This window comes from Fodinicola feengrottensis, assembly GCF_010993775.1.
GTDB lineage: Bacteria > Actinomycetota > Actinomycetes > Mycobacteriales > HKI-0501 > Fodinicola > Fodinicola feengrottensis.
Window position 1 is genome coordinate 87,269 of sequence record NZ_WOTO01000030.1, and the last position, 20,628, is coordinate 107,896.

Sequence of the window (20,628 nt, forward strand, 5' to 3'; positions counted from 1 at the left end):
CGGTGACAGGTTCGAATTCCGCTGGAATATCGTCGGCCGCGCCGCGAACCAGTTCGTCCGCCCAGAAAAGCATCACGTCTTTGGCGGTAGCGTCTTGGGTAGCGCGGAAAAGCGCCGTCGCGGCGCTCAGCATCATCATGCCGACGGCGAGGCTGGTCATACCTTCGGGCACCGGATAGGGCTCGGTACGAATGGCACCGGCCCGTACGCGCTGGCGGCCGAGTCCAGCACGCGGCTGGCCGTCGCGGTCCACTGTGGACAGCGGGAGTCGCCGGCGTTGCCGAGCGCGGCACCGGCGAGGCCGAGGACGACGAACAGGTCGGCGTAGACGCTGCTGTGCAGCGAGCCGTCCGGCTGCTTCACTGGCGCGCCGTCCGCGGTCAGCTGATAGCTGGTGCTGCCGTCCGGCAGGATCGCGTTGGCCTGGAGGAAATCGGCCGTACGGGCCGATCGCTCCGCCGCCTTTTCGCCGCCGTACAAAGGCATGCCGGCCTTGGCGGAAACCGCGATGGCACCGGTCACCGAGGCCCAGCGACCCTGGCTCCACGTGTACTTGTCGGTGGAGACCAGCTCGCCGTCGTTGCTGAAGCAGGTGAAAACGCCGCCGCGGGTGTCGTCGCTGCCGTTGTCGAAACCACCACGGCAGGACCTGGGAGTTCAGGTGGCGCAGGTCCTCGGCCGCCGCGCTGGCGATGCGGTCATGCGGGGTCATGTGGTGACGATTTCCTTTTCGGTTGGCGGGACTCGCGCGTCGAGCCGGTGCGGCGGCTTTCGCCTTCATACGTTACGAAGACACGGAAACCAGCCGAGAACGTTGTTCGCCGAGGCCGCTGGCCCAGGCACGCATGACATCGCCAGGCCGGAGGAAGACCGGTGGACTCTGCCCGGCGCCGACGCCGGCGGGTGTGCCACTGCTGATCACGTCGCCGGGGTAGAGCGTCATGAACCGCGAGACATACCAGACCAGATAGGTGGCCGAGAAGATCATCTGTGCGGTGGTGGACTTCTGGTACGGCTTCGCGTTGACCTCCAGGCCCAGCGCGATGTCCTGCGGGTCGGCGATCTCGTCGGCCGTGACAAACCATGGCCCGAGCGGGCAGAAGGTGGCACAGTTTTTGCCTTTGTCCCACTGACCACCGCGCTCAGCCTGGAAATGGCGCTCGGACACGTCGTTGCAGAGCACATAGCCGGCGATGTGTGCCGCAGCCGCGGCCGCACTGGACACGTTGGTCGCCTGACTGCCGATGACAATCCCGAGCTCGACCTCCCAGTCGGTTTTTTTCACCGCCCATGGGAATAACCACGTCGTCGTACGGCCCGACCACGGTGTCCGGCGCTTTCATGAACAAGATCGGTTCTTCCGGTGCCTGCTGGCCGCCCTCAGCGGCATGATCCGCGTAGTTCAGTCCCACACAGACGATCTTCCCCGGCCGCAGCGGTGCGCCGATCCGATGGTCGGCGAGCGCGACTCGACCCGACGCGGCCGCCGCGCGCGATCGCAGATCGCCGTCCCCAGGCGAAAGCCACGCCGCGTACTGATCGTCGATCAGTACGGCGTCGCGTTCTCGTCCGGGCTCACCCAGTCGTACGAATCTCATGAACTCTTCCCGAATTTGATGGTGCCGTAAACACAGTAGGCGAAACCGAGGACGTGTGAGCCCTGGTCGGGCTGGAACGCCTGCGCCTGGGTGACCGCGAGCGCATGCGTGTAGACGGCCGGATTCCATTCGGCGATACCGATCCACCGGGGAATCTGGTCGATGAAGCCGGCGCCGGCCGTGCCGGTGCCGTTGATGTTCAGGTGGGCGGTGGTGGCGCCGGACTTGATATAGAGCAGGTAGGTGTTGGCCAGTCGCTGCATGTCGGCGAGCGAGAAGGCGGAGTCGGGTGCGGGCAGGCCGGTACGGAAGGTGTCAATCGCGAATTCGAGGTTCAGCGCGGCGTGGCTGATGTCCTCGATTTGTTTTTCCGCTGGCTTGGTCTGGGTGAAGCTGGAGATGTCCTTGGCGGTGAAACCAGTCGCGGTCCAGCCGTTGTACGCGGCCGCACGCGGACCCCAGTACGGCCAGTAATACCGGATACTGCTTCCGGTGCCGACCTGGGTCATGGCCGAGCGGAAGCAGAGCTTGAGTTGTTTCATGCGCAGTGCATAAGCGCTCGATCCGGTGATCCGATAGAGCTCCGCGTAAGTTGAGCCCAAGGTGTTGCACTGGTTGAGGGGCATGTTGCTGCCGTCCGCCGGCACCGGGGTTTCCTTCAGCCACTGGTAAGCGCCGAAACCGTCGGCGTTGACCCAGTATTCGTAGTCATGGAATGCGACCGCTGCCTGGACCGCCGCCAGATAGCTGTCGGCCTTGGCTTTGTACTGGGTATTGGCTTTGAGTGTCGGGTCGGCGTTGACAATCCTGACGAAACTGGCGATCGGGTGGCAGATCTGTCCGGTGTGGACGGGATAAACGTAGTTGGCGGGTTGGAGGGTGGTCTTTGCGGCAACCGGCAGGCCGACCGCGGTAGCGTGGCTCGGGCGTACGTCTCGGACGCTTATCCGGGTGTTGTCGTTGTACTGGTTGTAAATCACCTTGAAGACGTAGTTGGCGCTGCCGGTGTCGAAATTGACGTTGCTGAACGTGGTCGCCGCGTTTGTCTTGTCCCGAAAGATCAAGGTGAAGGGCGAGGTGTCGGTCTCGCCGTTGTGCACCACCTCGATGCTCGCCAGATTGTTCACCGCACGCTGGGCCGTGCGTACGTCGAGCAGCGGATTGCCGTTCTTGTCCATCAGCGTGGCGCGGGCGGCGTTGTACTGAGTCGCCGCCCGCCACACCGGTCCGGAGATCCCGCGGTGGTCGGTCACCCCGCGCACCTGGTCACGTTGGTCAAGGACCTGATCGATGTTGCGGATCAGGTGGTCCAAATAGCCGGTGTCCCTTGGTGGCCTCGTACATTCGCACGAGACCTAGCAGGACGTATGCCTGCCCCCAGGCCAGGTAGCCGAACTCGTTGTTGTCGGTGGCCTGACCTTTAGCTCCGGAGCTTTCAAAATCCGCGAGAAAGGTGTCGAAACTCGTGCGGGAGGTGTAGTCGTACGTGGCGGCGGCCGCCGGCGAAGCGCTGCCGAGGCCAACCCCCAGCCCCCGACGCCGAGCCCGGCCGCGCCGGCGAGCAAGCCACGCCGGGAGATCCCGAAACTCTGATCCATCTGTGGTTCCCCTCCTTGGTAACAGTCGGCTTTCTGGGAGGCCGTCACCCTTTGACCGCGCCGGCCATGCTGGACAGGATGTGGCGTTGCAGGAAAACGAAGACCGCGATCACCGGGATCAGGGACAGCACGGTCCCGGCGGCGAGCCCTCGTACGTCGGCGCCGCTGACGCCGGAGAGATAGGCGATGCCCAGCGCGATCGGAAACTTCGACTGGTCGTCCAGCGCGACCAACGGCCAGAGGAAGCTGTTCCAGACCGAGATGAAACCCAGGATCGCCAGCACGGCGATGGTCGGCCGGGCGATCGGACACGCGACGGAAAGGAAAATTCGCCATTCGCTCGCGCCGTCCATGCGAGCGGCTTCGATGACTTCGTCCGGGATCGCCGCGAAGGTCTGACGAAGCAGGAAAACGCCGAGCGAGGACAGGATTGCCGGCAGGATCACCGCCGCATAGCTGTCGAGTAGGCCGAGTTCGCGCATCACCAGGAAACGCGGGATCAGCATCAGCTCGCCAGGCAGGAACATGGTGGAAAGGAAAAGCACGAAAAAGAACTGGCGGCCGCGAAAACTGATCCGGGCCAACGGGTAGGCGGTCATTGCCGAGACGATGAGATAGAGCGGCACGGTCACGCCGACGTAGAGCACGGAGTTGAGCAGGAAGCGGCTGTACGGAATCGTCGTCCACGCTTCGACGAACCAGTCGACCACCGGTGGTCGCGGGATGAGGTCCGGCGGGAACGAGAAGACTGGTTGGCTGCTGGGTTTCAGTGCGGTGGCAAGCAAAAGCAGGAACGGTCCAACAAAAACGCAGGCGACCAGGACCAGCACGACGTACGTTCCCAGCTGCCGGCGACGCCGGCGGACCGGAGTTTTCGCCGCTGGCTGGGGCTTTTCCGGCGCGCGTACGGGTGTCGTGACAGCCATCAGGCGTCTCGCCGCCGAGTGAGGCGCTGGTTGGCCAGCGCCAGCGCGATCATGATCAACCACAGCACCAGACCGGCCGCGCTCGCATAGCCGACATCATATTTTTCGAAGGCGATGTGCCAGATGTAATAGCCGAGCGTCAGCGTACTGTCCTGCGGTCCGCCTCTGGTCAGCACGTAGATCGACTCGAACGACCGAGTCGACTCCAGCATGCCGAGCGTGAGAGTCACCGTGACGTACGGCAGGATCGCGGGCAGCACGATGTGCCACAGTCGCCGCGCCGCGCCGGCGCCGTCCACGGTCGCCGCCTCCAGTTGCTCGCGCGGCACGCCTTGCAAAGCGGCCAGGTAGATGACCATGAACAGGCCCATGTTCTTCCAGCCTTCCACGATCGCGAGCGCCGGCAGCGCCCAGTGCGTGTCGAGCAGGAAATCGATCGGGCCGAGGCCTACCAACGAGAGCAGCCAGTTCAGAACCCCTTCCTGGCTGAGCAGATAGCGCCACGCGACGGCGACCGCGACCATGCTGGTGACGACTGGCAGGTAATAGGCAGCGCGAAAGGCGTGGATGCCGCGCAGCGGCCGGTTGACCAGCATCGCGAGGAAAAGCGGCAGGACGACCGCGAACGGCAGGAACATCGCCATGAACAGGAAGGTGTTGGCGATGGCGTGATGGAACTGTGGGTCGCCGGCCAACCCGACGAAGTTCTGCAGTCCGACAAAACTGACCGGCGTCACGATCCGGTACGACGAAACCGACATCTGCAGCGAGATGAAGGCCGGCCAGCCGAACATCAGCGCGAACAGCACCAAGCCGGGCAGCATGAACAAATAGGGCGTCCAGCGCCGCTGGCCCACGACGTGCCGCGGGCCGAGCGAGCGCCGGCGTACGCGCGGGATAAGTCCAGCCGCTGCCATCAGATGTCCTAAAACCTTGTTTCCGGATCAGATGTCGCAAGGGTGGCCGTCGTCCGACGGCCTGTCAAGGCCTATCCATGCTCAAAGGCAAAACAATCCACCGAACAGGGTTGACGTACGGGCCAAGAAAGGCCACATTCACTTGTGTCCGAAGTAGTGGTTTCGGACATCGCAGATCGAGGAGTTCTGATGGTGTGTACGCGCTTGCGCAGGCTCGCGGCCCTCGGCGCCGCCCTGCTGGCGGCGGTCTTGCTGCTGTCCGGATGCATCAGCGGCCAGCAGGCCGGTGCGGGCGGTGCCGGTGCCGCCGGTGCGCAGTACTCCGGCCAGGTCGAGTGGTGGACGATCAACGTGCAGAAGAACTACTCGGCGTACGTCAACCGCCTGATCAGCACTTATCAGTCGGCGCATCCGGGCGTGAAGATCAAGTGGGTCGACGTGCCCGGGCAGGACATCACGACCAAGTTGCTCGCCGCGATCGCCGGCAACAAGGTGCCCGACGCGGTCAACTTCACGTCCTTCACGACCGGACTGTTCGCCAGCAACATGACCGACCTGAGCCAGTTCTTCAGCCCGCAGGACCTCAGCGCTTACGCTCCAGCGCTGGCGTCCCCGCTGAAAGACCAGAGCGGCCGGCAGATCGCGATTCCGTGGTACAAACGGCGGCGCGGGCCTTGGCATTTACCGCCGGTCGGTGCTGACCAAGGCCGGCTTCGACCCAGCGAAGCCGCCGACCAGCTGGGACGCCGCGCTGGCGCTCGCGCAGAAGGTCAAGGACACCACCGGTGGCTACGGCACGAACGTGATGGCTTACAGCTTCACCATGCAAAGTGAGGGGGTCCAGCTGATCTCGCCCGATCGCAAGAAGGCCGCGTTCAACACACCTCAGGCCGCGGCGATTTTGGCCAAGTACAAGAAGTTTCTGACCAGCGGTGCGATCGCGCCGGGCGTGCTCGGCAAGGACCCCCGCTCGTACGCGCAGAACCTGTCGAACAAGCTGATCGCCTTCCTGCCGTCCGCCACCTCCACCGATCTGATCGGGCTGCAGAAGAACTCGCCGGACGTGTACGCCGACAGCGTGATCGGGCCGGCGGTGACCGGGCCGGCCGGCACGCGCAGCTGCTGACGGGCCAGCAGGTTTTCGGCATTCCGGCCGCCTCGCAGCACAAAGCCGCCGCCGCGCAGTGGCTGAAGTTCGTCACCTCGGCGACCAACGAGCTCACCTTCTGCAAGATCACGTCGATTTACCCGTCCGCGCTGGCGACGCTCCAAGACCCGTATTTCACGAACATCACCGGCAACACACCGGCCGACCAGGCGCGAAAGGTGTTGGTCCAGACGTTCCCGAAGATTGTCGACGCCTCGCTCGGATCGAGCAACGACGAGAATCTGCGCGACCTTTTCGACGAGCAGGTACGCGCCTACATGACCGGTTCGAAGACGGCGACGCAGGCGCTGACGGACGCGGCGGCGCAATGGAACTCCGCACTGGCCAAGACCACCTGATGAGCGACCAACTGCGGATGGGGATCGTCGGCGCCGGAATCATGGGCCGTGGCAACGCGCTCGCGCTGTCCGGCGAGCGGGACGTGGTCGTCACGGCCGTCACCAGCCGAACGCGAGATGCCGCGCAGTCTCTCGCCGCGGCCCAGAAAACGCCGCCGGCGCGAGTGGCCGAGAACCTGGACGACCTGCTGGCCGCGGACGACGTCGACGCGGTCGTCCTGACCACGCCAGACCACTTGCACGGCGACATGATGGTGCGAGCGGCCGAGGCTGGAAAGCACATCCTGGTGGAAAAACCGTTCACCACCTCGGTCGAGGAGGCCGACCGCGCGGTCGCCGCGATTCGGTCCGCGGGGGTGGTCGCGATGTGCCTTTTCAACCACCGCTGGGTGCCGGCGTACGCGCAGGCGAAGGAGTTGGTCGCGGACCTCGGCGCGGCCGTGGTCGGCTATGCGCGCAAGGACGACACGATATATGTCCCCCACGAAGATGTTGAGCTGGGCCGACAAGACGACCTGCGCGTGGTTTCTTTCCAGCCATGACATCGATCTGATGAACTGGCTCATCGACGACCGGGTCGTCCGCGTGTACGCGACCGCACGGTACGGTCGTCTGTGCGACCTCGGTGTGGACACGCCGGATGCGATCCAGATAGGCCGAATATTCCGGTGGCGCGACCGCGACCTTCGAATCCGCCTGGATTTATCCGGAAACCTTCCCGACGATGGTCGACTCGTACGTCACGCTGGCCTGCGAACAAGGCGTCGTACAGATCGACCGGCAGAAGGAAAACGTCGTCCTTGCCACCGAAAAGGCGTACGCTTATCCGCGAAACCTGTTGCAGCGCGTCATGCACGGCATTCCGGCCGGTGCGTATCGCGACGCGATCCGGCATTTCGTCGACTGTTGCCTGACCGGCGCGCAACCACTGATCACGGTCGAGAGTTCGCGGGACGTGACCGCGGTCCTGGAGGCCGCGCACGAGTCGAGTCGATCCGGACCCGCCAGCCGATGGACGTGCGATGACGGCTCCCGAAAAGCCGCGGCACATCGACGACCGCATCACCGGGATCGGGCCGGCCGAGCTGATCGACGCGCTTTTGGCGAGCCCGCCGGAACAACCGATCTGGCCTCGCTGCGTTTATGGGTCGCCAAGACGAAAAAAAACGAGGCGCTCTGGCCGGCCGCGCCGGCGGACGACGTGGCCTTGGCCGCGGCCGACCTGCTGCGTACGGCTCCGCCGGACGTCACCGGCGCCGGGCTTGGCCGGTCCGTCCGCTACGGATTCCATTACCTGCGCTGGCTGGAGCCTGCCGTACGGGCGTGGGCGAGGACTGGCGACGAGTCCTACGCCCGGTCGTTCGAGGACCTTTTCACCAGCTGGTACGAAAGACGCGACGGCTTGGTCGGGGAGTGGCCGGGGCTGGACCTGATCTGGTATTCGCTGGGCACCTGGTCACGGGCAGCGATGTTGCTGCCCGCCCTGGACAGCCTGATGCCGCTCTCCGACGAATGTTGGGGCCAGGTCCTCGCAACGATCGTCGGTGGCGCCAGGTGGGCGTACGACGAACACGACGCCTTCCGGCACGGCAACTGGCAGCTCGTGTCGGCCACCCAGCTGATGCACGTCGGCGCGGTTTATCCGCGGCTCGCCGAGGCAAACCAGTGGGTCGAGCGCGGCCGTGCACGGTTGGTCGAACATCTCGAGCAGGACTTCTCTGCCGATGGCGGTCATTTTGAGCGATCGCCCGGATATCACCACATGTGCCTGACAGCCACCACACTCGCGGTCGCCGTCGACCAGCGCTACCTGCACACGGGTCTCGGCGACCATCCGAAGGTCGTGGCGATGCAGGAGTGGCTGCGCGAACTCACCACCTCCGCGGGGTGGGTTCCGGCGCCGCAGGACTCCGGCGTGGTCTGGAACGAGCCGCATCGAGGCGAGGATTCCGTGCTGTTAGCGGAAAGTGGCTATGCGGTTCTGCGCGCGCACGACGACGTACGTGTCGTTGTCAACTGCGGTCCGTACGTCCAGCATGAGCTGGAGTCGCATTCCCATCGCGCCGTTCTCGACTTCGTGATGGACGGCTGGGGCCGCCCGTTGTTGTGGGAGGCAGGCGGGCCGCCCGACTACGACGTGCCCGACTACCAGTCGTGGTTCCAGTCCGCGCGCGGTCACAACACGGTCGTCGTCGACGGCCAGGACGTGGGCGCGGACCGGGATGCGGTGGTCGAGACCTTTGTTGAGTCGCCCGAGGCCACGGTCCTCGCCGCCGGCCGGCGAGGCGGAAACGGCGTCGTGCATCGGCGGCGGTTTGTGCTCGTACGAACCGATCCGGCCTATCTCGTCGTACGCGACGAGATAGAGGGCGGCGGCCAGTACGACCTGCTGCTGCACGCGCCGCGGCCGTGGCACGACTGGCGCGCCGGGGACGTACGAGTGTGGGTCGCCGATGCCGAGGACGCGACTGTCACCTTTTCCGAAGGCCGATCCCGCATTCCTGACCCGCTGACCAGGACGGCGGACTTCGGGCCGCTGCACACGCTGACCGTCAGCCGTCCTCGCGGGGAATTTCTGACTGTGATCGTGCCCGCCGCGGCCGGGACCTGGGCGTTCAGCGCGGCTGGCGACGAGGTCCGGGTCGTGCATCCGTACGGGGACGGACACCGTCACGCCGTCCGGAGTCGTCCGCCGCCCCGCGGAGACGTCTCATGACTGAGCTGATCGATGTGCACGCGTCCGTCGGCGCTTATCCGCGCGCGTACGTGCGTGGCCAGAACGTCGACGAACTCGCCGAGCAGATGCGCCGGCTCGGCATCGGGCAGGCAGTCGTCGGTTCGACCGCGTCGGTCTGGCACGACCCCCGCCCACGGCAACGCCGAAGCGCTGGCGGTCGCCGGCACGTCCGGGCTGCATCCGTGCATGACCGCGCTGCCGCCGACGCCGGGCGAGACCGTCGACCTCGAAGGCGCGATCGCGGTTCGGATGTATCCGGCGACCCACGACTTCGACCCTCTTGATGCCGCGATGGATCCGCTCTATGAGCGGCTGGTCGCGCAGCGGCTGCCGCTGACAGTCGGTCTTCCGGAGATCGGCTGGCCGGCACTGGACGCGCTGGCCGGGCGCTGGCCAGGGCTTGCGGTGATCGTGTCCGCGCTCGGTTACCGGACCCTGCGCCGGCTCGCGGCGGTCTTCGGCCGCCGGCCCAACCTGCACGCCGACATGGTCAACTTCGCCAGCCACCAGGGCGTGGAGTGGTTCGTCCGGCAGTGGGGCGCCGAGCGGCTGCTGTTCGGGACCGGTACGCCCGTCCGCGATCCGGCCGAGGCGGTGGCCCGGTTGAGCTGGTCCGGGCTGAGCGACGCGGACCGCCAGCTGGTTGGACACGGCAACGCCGTACGGCTGTTCCAGGGGTTGACATGACCGATCCGCTGCTGGCCGCGATGCGAGCCGGCCAACCGCTGACCGGAGTCGACGTCATCGACGTCCATGCGTCCATCGCGCATCTCGGGCCGTACAGCCCTGTTCTTCGTTCCCGACTCCGACGCCAGCGCGATGGTCGACGTTATGCGCCGTACGGGCGTACGCGTGGCGGTCCTGTCGTCGCATCGTGCGATCCAGTACGACGCGCACAGCGGCAACTCCGAGACGTTGCGGGCCGCCGACCGGTTTTTCCCGACCGGATCGCCGGCTATGCGGTGGTCAACCCGTGGCAGCGGCCTGAGCGCGAGCTGCGGAGGCTGGCCGGCGAGCCTCGGTTCGTCGGCGTCAAAGTGCATCCTGACCTGCATGAATACCCGTTGACCGGTGCCGCGTACGAGCCGCTGTGGGGGAATACGCCGCCGACCGTGGACTGCCGGTCCTGACCCACACCTGGCACACGTCGCCGTACGACGACCCGGAGGTGGTCGACGCGGTGCTGGTGCGCCACCCCGGTGTCCGGCTGATCCTCGGGCACAGCGGCGTGAGCCCCGCGGGCATGGCCGCGTCCGTCCCGGTCGTCCGCCGCCATCCGGCGGCCTACCTGGAGGTCTGCGGTTCGTCGATGACCGGTCCGCTCGTACGCTGGCTGGTCGAGCAGGTGGGGGCGCCAGCCGGGTGCTGTTCGGCTCCGACTTTCCGTTCATCGACCAGCGAATGTCGCTTGGGCGGGTGGTGGGTGCCGGGCTGACGGCCGCGCGGCGGCGGCCACCGCGGTGCTCGGCGGCAACGCGGCACGCCTGTTCGGCTGGCCGGCGAGCCGGAACCAGACGTTGGTGGCGACGGGAGAGGCTCGTGACTGAGGACCGAGAGCAGCGGGTGGCCGGCGAACGGACGCCGGACATGGCGGTAGGCCTTTTTGGACCGCGTTCGTCCGTACGCGCGATGGTCGTGGCTGGCAAGGCGATCCTCGCGCGCAACCCGCGCCGCGCCGTACGTTTCCTGCCGGGCGGACACAACGACCTGGCCGAAGCCCGCGATCGCTATGAACGGCTGGCCGACCGGATCGACGCGGCGGTCTTTCCCGGGCCAATGCACTACGACCTGGCCCGAGAGGCTGGCTATGTGTCCGTACCAGCGTCTTATGTGCGGCTCAGTGGCGCTGCGCTCTATTCGACGTTGTTGCGTGGGCGGGTCCACGACGGGCTCGACCTGACCCGGATCAGCATTGACTCGCTCAGCCGCGAGTCGGTCTGGGAGGCGGCGTACGCGGAGATCGAGGTCCCGTCGACGGGCGTGCACTGCCTGCCGTACTCCGATCCGGCCTCCGCGCAGGAGTTCGGCGACTTCCACCGGCCACTGCTGAAGTCCGGCACGGTCACGATGGCACTGACCACGATCCTGTCCGTCGAGCAGCAGTTGCGCGCCGAAGGTTTCCCGGTGATGCGGATCCGGCCGACGCCCGCGACCGTACGCGAGGCGTTGGAGACCGCGGTGCTGCTTGGCCGCGGGACCCGGCTCGAAGGCCAGCAGATCGCCATGCTGGCGGTGCAGATGATCAGCGAGGGCTCGCGGGCCAGCAACAGCGGCTACTGGCAGCAGGAGGCGTCGCTGTCCGTGCATCGGATGCTGCTGGAGGAGGCACGCAAGGTCGGCGCGACCGTGACCTGCCGCGGCGATGGGCAGTTCGGGCTCATCACGACCTATGGCGGGCTCGACGCGCTGACCTCGCATCTGCAACACGCGCCGTTCGTCACGTCCGCGCGGCAACAGCTCGGCCTCCCGCTCGCGGTCGTCGGCATCGGCGTCGGGCACACCGCGCGCGACGCCGAGGCCAATGCGTACGCGGGACTGGACGCGGCCTTGGAACGGCGTGGTGAGGTGGCTATTTACGTGGACGGTGGCGAGACACAGGTCGTGCTCTCCGCGTCTGCTCCGCACATGAACGCCGCGCCAGCGGGCGACCAGTCGCGTGCGGCGCACGTCTTGGAACGGATCATCGCCGTCCATCCCGGGGCCGACCAGCCGCTGGTCGTCGACGTGGAGGACGTGAGCGCGGCGTTGCGGGTCACCGACCGGACCGGCCGCCGGATGCTGCGGCAGCTGGTGGAAGCGGGCCTGGCCTGGCCGCTGCCGGCCCAGCCGTCCCCCGCCGGCGGCCGGCCGAGGCTGCAGTTCCGGCTGCTGCCGGACAGATCCCGCCGGAAACCCTGTCCGGCTGAGTTTTTCGCGAAGGAGCCAAGCACATGCCGACCCGTACCCGTCCCGAGCAGATGTACGCGCGCGCCCGCCGCAGCGTCGCCGGCGGCGTCTCCAGCGACGCCCGGCGCGCGGCCGGCACGCCGATGTTCGTGGACCACGCGTCCGGCGCCGAGCTCTGGGATGTGGACGGCAACCGGCTGATCGACTACGTCCTTGGGCAGGGCCCGAACATTCTCGGCCACGCGGCTCCCGCGGTGGTCAAAGCCGTCAGCGAGCAGGTCGCTCGCGGTGTCGCGTACGCGGCCCAGCACGAGTGGGAGGCCGAGGTCGCCGAGCGGATCTGCGCGATGGTGCCCGGTGCGGAGCTGGTCCGCTTCAACACGGTCGGGTCCGAGGCCGTGCATGGTGCGCTGCGGTTGGCGCGCGGCCTGACCGGCCGGCCGAAAATCGTGAAATTCGAAGGAAACTATCACGGTTGGCTCGACCCGGTGCTGTACAGCGTGCATCCCGATCTGGCATTGGCGGGGCAGGCCTCTCAGCCCAACGCGGTGCCTGGCTCGGCGGCCTCCCTCACCCCGCATTCCGCGGCCGATCTCATTGTGTTGCCGTACAACGACCTGGGGCTCGTACGCGACTGCTTCGAGCGGTTTTCCGGGCAGATAGCGGCGGTGATCTGTGAGCCGCTGCTGTGCAACACCGGCGCGATCATGCCGGTGCCCGGATTCCTGGAAGGGCTGCGGGAGTTGTGTACGGCGCAGGGCGCGCTGCTGGTTTTCGACGAGATCATCACCGGTTTCCGGCTGGCCGCCGGCGGCGCGCAGGAGTTTTTCGGGGTGACGCCTGACCTCGCCACCTTCGGCAAGGCGATTGCCGGCGGCATGCCGGTGTCCGCGATCGCCGGCCGCGAAGAGGTGATGGCCGCGATCGCCGACGGCCGGGTCGCGCATGCCGGCACTTTCAACTCGCAGCCGGTCGCGATGGCCGCGGCCGCCGCCGTACTGTCCATATTGGACGAACGGCGAGAGGCTGTTTATCCGGCTATGCATCAGGCCGGCCAGGCGTTGATGGCCGGCATTCGAGCGGCCGGCGAACGACATGGCGTACCAGTGCTCGTGTCCGGTCCCGGGTCGGTCTTTCAGGTCTACCTCACCGAAAAGTCGGACGTACGTGACTACCGTGACTTCGCCGCCTGCGACCGGCCGCGGATGGCGCGGTTGCACGAGCTGCTGCTGGAACGAGGTGTCAACACCGTGCCACGTGGGCTGTGGTTCCTGTCGACAGCGCACTCACCCGCGCAGGTCGACGAGACCTTAGGGGCTGTCGACGCCGCATTCGCCGCGCTTTGATATCGCCGGCATCCACCATCGTTGAGCTTGGGAGGAAAGGCATGTCAGCACGAAGACTCGCCAGCTGGATGGGGAAAGTGTTGTTGGTCGGTGTCGTCGTCGCAATGGTTGGTTCGGGCCTGAGCGCGGCCCAGGCCGCCGATACGAGCCTGCCGCAGACGGTGCCAAGCCTGCAGTCCGCGACCGCGGCCACCGGCAATGGCTTTGCCTGGACCGGAAACGGGCCGCGTGGTCGTGAACGACACCGCCACCAGCTCACTGGCGGCCGACGCGCGTACTTTCGCCGCCGACCTCGGCGGACTGCTGGACGGCAGCACACCGGCCGTGGTCACTGGCGCACCGTCGACCGCTCAACCGGGCGACATCTCGATCACGCTGGGAAACACCGACAGCCGGCTCGGGACCGAAGGCTATGGCATCTCGATCGGACCGGCGCTGGCGATCAGCGCGCCGACCCCGACCGGCGCTTTCTGGGGCACCCGTACGGTTCTGCAGATGCTGCGGCAGAAACGTACGTTGCCGGCGACCACGATCGCGGACTGGCCGCGCTACCAGGTGCGCGGGATTTCGTTGAGCCTGGACAGCTTTCCGGCCGGCTGGTTCGTGAACCTGGTGCGGGACATGTCGTACGTGAAGCTGAACACCCTCACCACCGGCTCGGCGTTGTCCGGGCTTACCGACGCGCAGATCCTTCAGATCCAGCAGGTCGCGAACCAGTATCACGTGAGCTTCGTCGGCTGGTTCAACACCACGCATTACAACGCGCCGCCGAAGACGCCGACCGTGCCGGCGCAGTTCCAGCTGCGGGTCGCCGACACCACCGGCAAGCTCATCTCGTCGCCGACCACCTTGGACATCACCAAGCCGGACGCGGTGAAATGGGCGACCGACCAGATCGAGCACTACATGAGCCTGCAAACGGCGCCTTACTGGCATGCCGGTGGTGACGAATATCCCGAATACTACTTGCGCAACGACAAGGTGAGCGCGGCGAACGCGCCGGATCTTTACGCGGCGGCGAAAGCGAAATATCCGAACGAGACCAACCCGGCCGGCGCGTTCTACGACGACCTGTTCAACCAGATCGACGCAATGGCGAAAAGTCACGGCAAGCAGATGTGGATGTGGAACGACGACCTGGTGCCCACCCAGGCGGTGCAGGTCAACCCGGACGTCGTCATCGACCACTGGATCAACTACGGCCTGACCCCCCAGCAGCTCATCAACCAGGGCCACCATCTCATCAACGCCAACCAGAACCATCTCTACTTCAACGAGCACCAGCCTGGCGCGTTGAACGCGACCGATGCCGACCTCTGGACCACCTTCGATCCACGGGTTTTCAACGGCAACCTAACGATTGCGGCGGACAGCCCGAACCTGGACGGGATCAAGCTGGAGACCTGGCACGGCGCGATGCACGAAGCGCCAGCCGCACTGGAGCAGGACTTGCTGACTCTGGACCGTCCGCTGGCCGAGCGTGGCTGGGCGACGGCGAAGCCGACGACGACCATCGCGACCGCGCGGGCGCTGTTCGCCGCGATCGGTCGCTCGCCGGGGGTGGTCCAGACGCCGACCGCCGGCGACCTCGGTGCGAGCTCGATGACCGGGGCGCCAGCGCTGGTCTACCTGGGCTCGCAGCAGGTTTTCTTCGTCGTTGACGGTCAACTTCGGCGCCGTTACTGGAAAGCCGGCTACACTGCGGTCCAGGAAGCGGCCCTGGCGACCAACGCGCCTGTCACCGGCACACCGGTCGCTTTTGTGGCCAGCAACCAGATCCACGTCTTCGCGATCGGCACCGACGGGCACGTCCAGCACGTCTCGTACGACCCGACAACCAATGTCTGGTCACATGACGACTGGACGGCCAAAAGCGGCGCGACCGCCGCGATCACCGCAAACCTGGCCGGATTCGCGTACGGCAACCAGCCACAACACGTCTTCGCCATGGGCACCGACCACCAGCTGCATCACTTCTTTTTCGATGGCAGCACCAACGCGGTTTCCACCGACAACTGGAAAGGCGACATCGCCGGCAGCCCGATCGCGTACGCGTGGGGCAAGACGCAGAACGTCTTCGCCGTCGGTACGGATGGGGCGCTGCATCAGTGGTGGTGGCAGCCGAGCGATCCGGGGCCGGTTGGCGCGGCGCACCTGCAATATCGCGATCTTGGTGGCCAGTTCACCGCTGACGCGCGGCCGTACGGCGCGGATTTCGGGGAGAATGTCCAGGACGTCGTCATCCGTGACAAGAACGACCACCTGCAAATGTGGTCGTACGACCAGGTCGCCGGCGCGTCCGGCTGGCGTGACCTCACGGCGCTGACCGGCGTCTCGGCAGCTGGCAATCCGCTCGAGTTCGTCTACGGCACCGAGCGGGACATTTTCTACCGCAACCTCGCAAACAATCACCTCGCACACCTCATCGTGCACCAGGACGGCACGATCGGCTCCGACGACTGGACGACCGCCGCCATCGGAACACCCGACACGGTGGTCGGCGATCCGGCGGGCTTCAATTTCCAGGGCGCTGAACAGCACGTTTTCGGCACTGACCCGGCCGGGAAAATGCACCACTGGTATTGGCTCGCCAGTGACCACCAGGTCCACCAGGACAACTGGCCATCCTGACCGGCAGGCTGGGGACGGCGCGTCGGTCCGTCCCCAGCCTGGACGTTTCGCCCGTACGGCAGCGCATGCGAAGATGCGCAGGAGTTTTCGATGGCTGGAGGTGCGCGTGGATTCGGCAGCGTTTGCGTCGGCCCTGCGCGGCCGGCTGATCGCCGCGCCCGCGACGCCGCGTGACCAAGACGGCCGGATTGTCCAGCAGGATTTGGAAAACTATGCGGCAGCAATCGGGGCTGGCGTCGATGGCGTTTGTGTATGGGCACACACGGCACGTGGGTTGGAACTGTCCGATGTGGAGCGAAAGGCGGTGTTGGCAGCTTTTCGCGCCAGTACGGACGGCCCGCTGCTCGCCGCCGTCGGTCCACGGCCCGATGCTGTCGGCGATTTCGCCGATGAGCTTGTGAGCGTCCAGCGGCTCGCCGAGGACGCGGCCGCCGGCGGCGCCGATGCGCTGATGGTCTTTCCGGCGCCGAGTTTGCGGGCCGTGCGGACCAGATCCGCGCGTACGATCCGCATGCACGTCGAGGTTTCGGCCAGCGTGGGTCTTCCCGTCATTGGATTCCTGCTTTATCCAGAGGCCGGCGCGGTGTCCCGTACGATCCCGGACTGCTGATCGAGCTGGTGGCAAGGCCCGAGGTCGCCGGTGTCAAGCTGGCCACGCTTTACGACGCGATGGCCTGCCAGGACGCGATCGCCGCGATCCATGCCGGCGGTGGACTCGCCATCACCGGTGAGGACCGGATGTTCGGCCCGTCATTGATGTGGGGCGCTGACGCCGCGCTCGTCGGCATCGCCGCCGCGGCGACGCACGTCTCCAGGCAGCTGATGCGAACGTGGTTCGCCAAAGACGCGGCTGGGTTTCTGGCCGCCTCTGAACGGCTGGAACGGCTCGCCGACGCGACTTTTCGGGCGCCAATGGACGGATACGTGCAGCGGATGCTGTGGGTCGCCGAGCGCGAAGGCATCCTCCCGTCGAGGTCCGCCTACGATCCGCATGGTGGGCGCCTCGCCGCGCAAGAGCGGGCGAAGGTCCATGCCGCCTACGACGAGACGGCCTGAACCGCGCCGCCCAGCCCGAAAAGCTCCGCCGCGTTGCGCCAGTACATCGCCTCGGCAACTGCCGGCGTCAGGCCGGCGTCCTGCACCAGGCCAAACGACACGGCGGGATCGATCAGCGTCGCGTCCGTACCGAAAAGCAGCTGCTCCGGACGTACGCGCGCGGCCACATATGCAACCTGGCCGGCATCGGTGACCGAACCGGACGGCTCCAGGTAGAGCCGGTCGCGGTCGCGCGCCGCCTGGGCGGCGAGATCCCAACGGTCGGCGCCCATGTGGGCGGCGATGACCCGCAGCCGCGGGTTGGTGTCCACCAACCGCGCCAGATCCAGCACGTCCGGACCCCAGCTGTGGATCAGGACGACCGCGTCGAAGTTGTTCATCAGGGCGAAAAGATCCCGCATCTGTGGGGAGGTGATCTCCCGGCGTGGATAGCCGGTGTGGATCTTCACCCCGACGAACGAGTCGAGCGAGCGGGAGAAAACGCCGCAGGTCGGCTTCGCAGGTGGCCAGGTCGTTGGGGTTGCAGACCACATATCCACGCAGCCGCGGCTGCTTTTCCAGGACTCGGGCCAGTTTCGCGTTGCCGCCGGGCGCGTCGTACGTCACGGCTTCGGACGCCGACACGACCTGCAGTGTGATGCCCCATTCGTCCATGACCCGCAGGTTTTCCGAGTCCGAGCCAATGTCCATGGCGAAGAACCATGGGCCCCAATGGGCGTGAACGTCAATGACCGGATGGTTCTTCACGATTTCTCCAGCAGCGAGCGCATCGTGCCTCCGGTGACAGCGGCCCAGTCCGCATCGCCCAGACGGGCTCGGCGCATCCGCAGGACCGCGGGCGACGTGTCGTGCAGGGGCGTACGGGAGCCGAAAACGAGATGGCTCGCGCCGACCTCGTCGTTGACGATCTCGATCGAGTCCGGCGCGTTCAGCAGTCGCGTGGAGGCGACGAATCCCGGTTCGCGGGTGGCGAGCAGGATGAAGTCGGCGACGTGATAAGCATGGACGTCCAGGAAAACGACTCGTGCGCCGCGGTCGGCGAAGGCCTGCCAGCAGTGCCGGACATCGCCTTCGACCAGCGGCACCATTCCGGCGTCGAGGATCTGGTCGACGACGTGCCGATAGCCCGGGAAATGCGGTTCACCACCTTGCAACGGCCCGAAAAGCCGGACGGCCCGTACGCCAGCGTTCGCGAGTCGGTGGACGATCGCCGCGGCTCGCAATGCGTTGCGCAGGTTGATCGTGCCGACCGGGATAGCGCCGGTCAGCGCGAGGGTTTCGGTGTTGCCTTCGACATCGTCGAACCAGGCGCCGCGGCCCGAGCAGACCATCGCCTCGCCAATGCCGGCCGTGTCAAGTCTGGCTCGCACGGCAGGCCAGCCGAAATCCAGCTCGGCGCGAGCCGGCCAGGTGCCGCAAAGGACATCGCAGTCGATCGCGATCGGGTCATTTCGCATAATGCCCGTGGACCTTACGCACTGCCGTGATGATGTCGGTGACATCCTGGTCGGTGAAGCGCTCGTTGCATTGCAGCACAAGCAAAGTGCGGCCGATCAGATCCTCGGCGACTGGGCAGTCGCCGGCCTGGTAGGTGAATTCGCGACTGGCCGGGGGACAGGTCAGCGGGAAGGCCGAGCCGCCGTACGTCCGCCGCTCGGTCATCGCCGGTGTCAGGTAGACGGGACGGTCGAGATAGCCGGCCGTCACAGGAATTCCTTCGGCCGCGAGCGCCTTGCCGAAGCCCGCGTTGCTCGCGCCGAGCACATCCGGGTCGACAATCATCGGGAACAACCAGAAACTGTGCTGGTCGACCTCGGCTGGCAGCCGCAGCCCGGCGAGCTCACCCAGCTCCGCGACGAGCCGCCGGGCCACCGAACGCCGGGCCGCGACCACCTCGGCGAGCCGGCCGAGCTGGACCCGGGCGACCGCGCCGACCATTTCGTTCATCCGATAGTTGAAGCCAAAGAACAGGTGCGTACGCTCCCCGGTGTCGCGCGGCCAGCCCTTGTCGGCGAACAAACCGCATCCGCCGGGCGAGGTCGGGATCGTCCGTGACGGTCAATCCGCCGTCGCCGGCGCTGATGTGTTTGGACTGCTGGAGGCTGAAACAACCGATGGCGCCGCGGCGGCCGGCGATCGTGTCGCCGCCCGCCGGGACGGTCAAATAGGCCTGCGCGCAGTCCTCGATGACCGCGACGCCGCGCGACCGGCACAGCGCCACGATCTCGTCGATCGGCGCGGCTCCGCCAAAAAGATGGACCGCGATGACCGCACGCGTACGCTCGGAAAGGCATTTCGCGACCGACTCGGCGGTCAGGCAGCCGGTCAGCGGATCCACGTCGGCGAAGACCGGCACCGCGTTGCACGCGAGGACCGCGATGACCGTGCCGAAGTCGGTGATCGGCGGCACGATGACCTCGTCGCCGGGGGCCGGGTCGACCGCGGCGACGGCCAGATGCAGCGCCGCCGTTCCTGAGGTGCTCGCGACGGCGTGCGCGGCGCCGACATAGTCCGCGAATCGCGCGCTCCAGCGCGGCGACCTCCGTCCCGGTCACGCGCCACAGCACGCCGGAGGCGACCGCTCGGGCGGCGGCGGCCGCCTCGTCCGCGCCGAAGGTCCGTCCGGAAGCGTCCATCACAGACGGGAAAGGCGCCTCCCGTACGGGCGTGCCCCCATCGATCGCCAGCGTCATTCTTCGATTATGGCACGACCGTAATTAAGTTCAAGCTTTATCAGCGTCTACTCGAGGTTCGCATGGGCTCAATTACGGCAGCGCCGAAACCCAACAGGACCTGCTACTTAAGGCGTACGCGATAGATGACCGGTGGCCGGCCGGACGTGCCGGCGAGGACCCGGCCAACCGGCTGTGCGACGCCGGCGCGTTCCAGTCGCTTGAGCGTGCGGCGGGCCGAACGTGGCTCCACGTCCAGCGCTTCGGCGATGTCGCCGGCGGTCACACCGTCGTCGCCGTGCTGGTCGAGCATCGCTTTGAGTCGGTCGAGATTTCCGCGCGACAGCCGATCGCCGCGCCGCGACCGCGACCGAAATCGGTTCGTCGGGCGTCGCTTCGGAATGACCGGCACCGGCGAGCATCAGGTCGCCGCCGTTTCCCAGCGACACGAAGGCCGAAAACGGCCCGGCGGTGCGACAACGCGCGAGAGCGCGCCGGGCCAGCGCCTCGGCTTCGGCGGCCGAACGGCCGACGCCGAGGCCCACATGCGCCCACATGTGTCGCTGGCTGAGCGAGGTCAACAACGGCAGCTGCTGGAAACCCGACGTCGTTTCCTCCAGAATTCCACGGGTCGTGACGAGCAGATATCGTCCTTCGTACAAGGTGAAAAGGCTGGCCGCGAGCGCGGTCACGTCGTCCGCGAGCTCCGGATCCGGATCGGACACGTCGACGAACCCGAGCACGACCTGGGCGTC

General features: G+C 66.7%; 22 protein-coding genes and 2 pseudogenes. 13 read left to right on the top strand and 11 right to left on the bottom strand.

Annotation, left to right across the window (positions count from 1 at the left end; genetic code table 11):
- Positions 1-156 precede the first annotated feature (156 nt).
- From GNX96_RS26160 to GNX96_RS26180, 6 genes are all read right to left on the bottom strand, one after another.
- A complete protein-coding gene (locus tag GNX96_RS26160) occupies positions 157-522 on the bottom strand; it encodes a hypothetical protein (RefSeq protein WP_163570144.1) in 366 nt (121 codons plus the stop codon).
- 262 nt (positions 523-784) lie between these two features.
- On the bottom strand, positions 785-1,225 hold the full coding sequence (locus GNX96_RS55285; protein WP_390624152.1) for a fumarylacetoacetate hydrolase family protein: 441 nt from the start codon (positions 1,223-1,225) through the stop codon (positions 785-787).
- Entirely contained in the window at positions 1,143-1,598 is a 456-nt protein-coding gene (locus tag GNX96_RS64880) for a fumarylacetoacetate hydrolase family protein (RefSeq protein ID WP_279581520.1), read from the bottom strand. Before GNX96_RS64880 ends, GNX96_RS55285 begins: the two co-directional genes overlap by 83 nt.
- Positions 1,595-2,911, bottom strand: coding sequence for a hypothetical protein (locus GNX96_RS26170; RefSeq protein WP_163570145.1), 1,317 nt, complete (start codon positions 2,909-2,911; stop codon positions 1,595-1,597). Before GNX96_RS26170 ends, GNX96_RS64880 begins: the two co-directional genes overlap by 4 nt.
- 329 nt (positions 2,912-3,240) lie before the next feature.
- Positions 3,241-4,122 carry a carbohydrate ABC transporter permease gene (locus tag GNX96_RS26175; protein WP_163570147.1) on the bottom strand — a complete coding sequence of 294 codons (882 nt, stop codon included), beginning with the start codon at positions 4,120-4,122 and terminating at the stop codon, positions 3,241-3,243.
- Positions 4,122-5,039, bottom strand: coding sequence for a carbohydrate ABC transporter permease (locus GNX96_RS26180; RefSeq protein WP_163570149.1), 918 nt, complete (start codon positions 5,037-5,039; stop codon positions 4,122-4,124). The genes GNX96_RS26175 and GNX96_RS26180 overlap by 1 nt, the downstream gene beginning before the upstream one ends.
- Before the next feature lie 189 nt (positions 5,040-5,228).
- On the opposite strand from GNX96_RS26180, the pseudogene GNX96_RS26185 reads away from it, so the two are divergent.
- The 12 genes and pseudogenes from GNX96_RS26185 to GNX96_RS55310 form a co-directional block, all read left to right on the top strand.
- A pseudogene (locus tag GNX96_RS26185) lies at positions 5,229-5,684 on the top strand (extracellular solute-binding protein); the annotation flags it as partial.
- Positions 5,685-5,733: 49 nt separating this feature from the next.
- On the top strand, positions 5,734-6,165 hold the full coding sequence (locus GNX96_RS26190) for an extracellular solute-binding protein (RefSeq protein WP_163570153.1): 432 nt from the start codon (positions 5,734-5,736) through the stop codon (positions 6,163-6,165).
- Between the two features lie 200 nt (positions 6,166-6,365).
- The gene (locus GNX96_RS26195) at positions 6,366-6,545 is read left to right on the top strand and encodes a hypothetical protein (protein WP_279581521.1); all 180 of its coding nucleotides are present in this window, start codon (positions 6,366-6,368) and stop codon (positions 6,543-6,545) included.
- A complete protein-coding gene (locus GNX96_RS55295) occupies positions 6,545-7,087 on the top strand; it encodes a Gfo/Idh/MocA family protein (RefSeq protein WP_279581522.1) in 543 nt (180 codons plus the stop codon). The genes GNX96_RS26195 and GNX96_RS55295 overlap by 1 nt, the downstream gene beginning before the upstream one ends.
- A 182-nt stretch (positions 7,088-7,269) precedes the next feature.
- The gene (locus GNX96_RS55300; RefSeq protein ID WP_279581523.1) at positions 7,270-9,261 is read left to right on the top strand and encodes a heparinase II/III domain-containing protein; all 1,992 of its coding nucleotides are present in this window, start codon (positions 7,270-7,272) and stop codon (positions 9,259-9,261) included.
- A 12-nt stretch (positions 9,262-9,273) separates the two neighbouring features.
- Positions 9,274-9,969 carry an amidohydrolase family protein gene (locus GNX96_RS26210; RefSeq protein ID WP_163570156.1) on the top strand — a complete coding sequence of 232 codons (696 nt, stop codon included), beginning with the start codon at positions 9,274-9,276 and terminating at the stop codon, positions 9,967-9,969.
- A complete protein-coding gene (locus tag GNX96_RS26215; protein WP_163570157.1) occupies positions 9,966-10,412 on the top strand; it encodes an amidohydrolase family protein in 447 nt (148 codons plus the stop codon). Before GNX96_RS26210 ends, GNX96_RS26215 begins: the two co-directional genes overlap by 4 nt.
- Positions 10,373-10,717, top strand: coding sequence for an amidohydrolase family protein (locus tag GNX96_RS26220; protein ID WP_163570159.1), 345 nt, complete (start codon positions 10,373-10,375; stop codon positions 10,715-10,717). Before GNX96_RS26215 ends, GNX96_RS26220 begins: the two co-directional genes overlap by 40 nt.
- Positions 10,718-12,239: 1,522 nt before the next feature.
- The gene (locus tag GNX96_RS26225) at positions 12,240-13,514 is read left to right on the top strand and encodes an aspartate aminotransferase family protein (protein ID WP_279581524.1); all 1,275 of its coding nucleotides are present in this window, start codon (positions 12,240-12,242) and stop codon (positions 13,512-13,514) included.
- Positions 13,515-13,712: 198 nt separating this feature from the next.
- Entirely contained in the window at positions 13,713-16,145 is a 2,433-nt protein-coding gene (locus GNX96_RS26230; RefSeq protein WP_390624153.1) for a glycoside hydrolase family 20 zincin-like fold domain-containing protein, read from the top strand.
- 106 nt (positions 16,146-16,251) lie between these two features.
- Positions 16,252-16,755: a beta/alpha barrel domain-containing protein gene (locus GNX96_RS55305; protein ID WP_279581525.1), complete on the top strand. Its 504-nt coding sequence runs from the start codon at positions 16,252-16,254 to the stop codon at positions 16,753-16,755.
- An 8-nt stretch (positions 16,756-16,763) separates the two neighbouring features.
- Positions 16,764-17,201: a hypothetical protein gene (locus GNX96_RS55310; protein WP_279581526.1), complete on the top strand. Its 438-nt coding sequence runs from the start codon at positions 16,764-16,766 to the stop codon at positions 17,199-17,201.
- On the opposite strand, the gene GNX96_RS26240 is transcribed toward GNX96_RS55310, so the two are convergent.
- The 5 genes and pseudogenes from GNX96_RS26240 to GNX96_RS26255 all read right to left on the bottom strand — a co-directional run bounded on the left by GNX96_RS26240 (position 17,183) and on the right by GNX96_RS26255 (position 20,186).
- Positions 17,183-17,734, bottom strand: a complete 552-nt coding sequence (locus GNX96_RS26240; protein WP_279581527.1) for an amidohydrolase family protein — start codon at positions 17,732-17,734, stop codon at positions 17,183-17,185. The genes GNX96_RS55310 and GNX96_RS26240 overlap by 19 nt on opposite strands.
- A gap of 210 nt (positions 17,735-17,944) precedes the next feature.
- Positions 17,945-18,658, bottom strand: a complete 714-nt coding sequence (locus tag GNX96_RS26245; protein WP_163570166.1) for a hypothetical protein — start codon at positions 18,656-18,658, stop codon at positions 17,945-17,947.
- A complete protein-coding gene (locus tag GNX96_RS55315; protein ID WP_279581528.1) occupies positions 18,648-19,220 on the bottom strand; it encodes a DegT/DnrJ/EryC1/StrS family aminotransferase in 573 nt (190 codons plus the stop codon). The genes GNX96_RS26245 and GNX96_RS55315 overlap by 11 nt, the downstream gene beginning before the upstream one ends.
- Positions 19,221-19,248: 28 nt before the next feature.
- Positions 19,249-19,689 (bottom strand): annotated as a pseudogene (locus GNX96_RS55320) (DegT/DnrJ/EryC1/StrS family aminotransferase); the annotation flags it as partial.
- Positions 19,690-19,997: 308 nt separating this feature from the next.
- Positions 19,998-20,186: a helix-turn-helix domain-containing protein gene (locus tag GNX96_RS26255; protein ID WP_163570167.1), complete on the bottom strand. Its 189-nt coding sequence runs from the start codon at positions 20,184-20,186 to the stop codon at positions 19,998-20,000.
- An 88-nt stretch (positions 20,187-20,274) separates the two neighbouring features.
- Between GNX96_RS26255 and GNX96_RS26260 the strand changes: the two genes are divergently transcribed.
- Positions 20,275-20,628: hypothetical protein (locus GNX96_RS26260; protein WP_163570168.1), on the top strand; the 354-nt coding region annotated here is incomplete at its 3' end.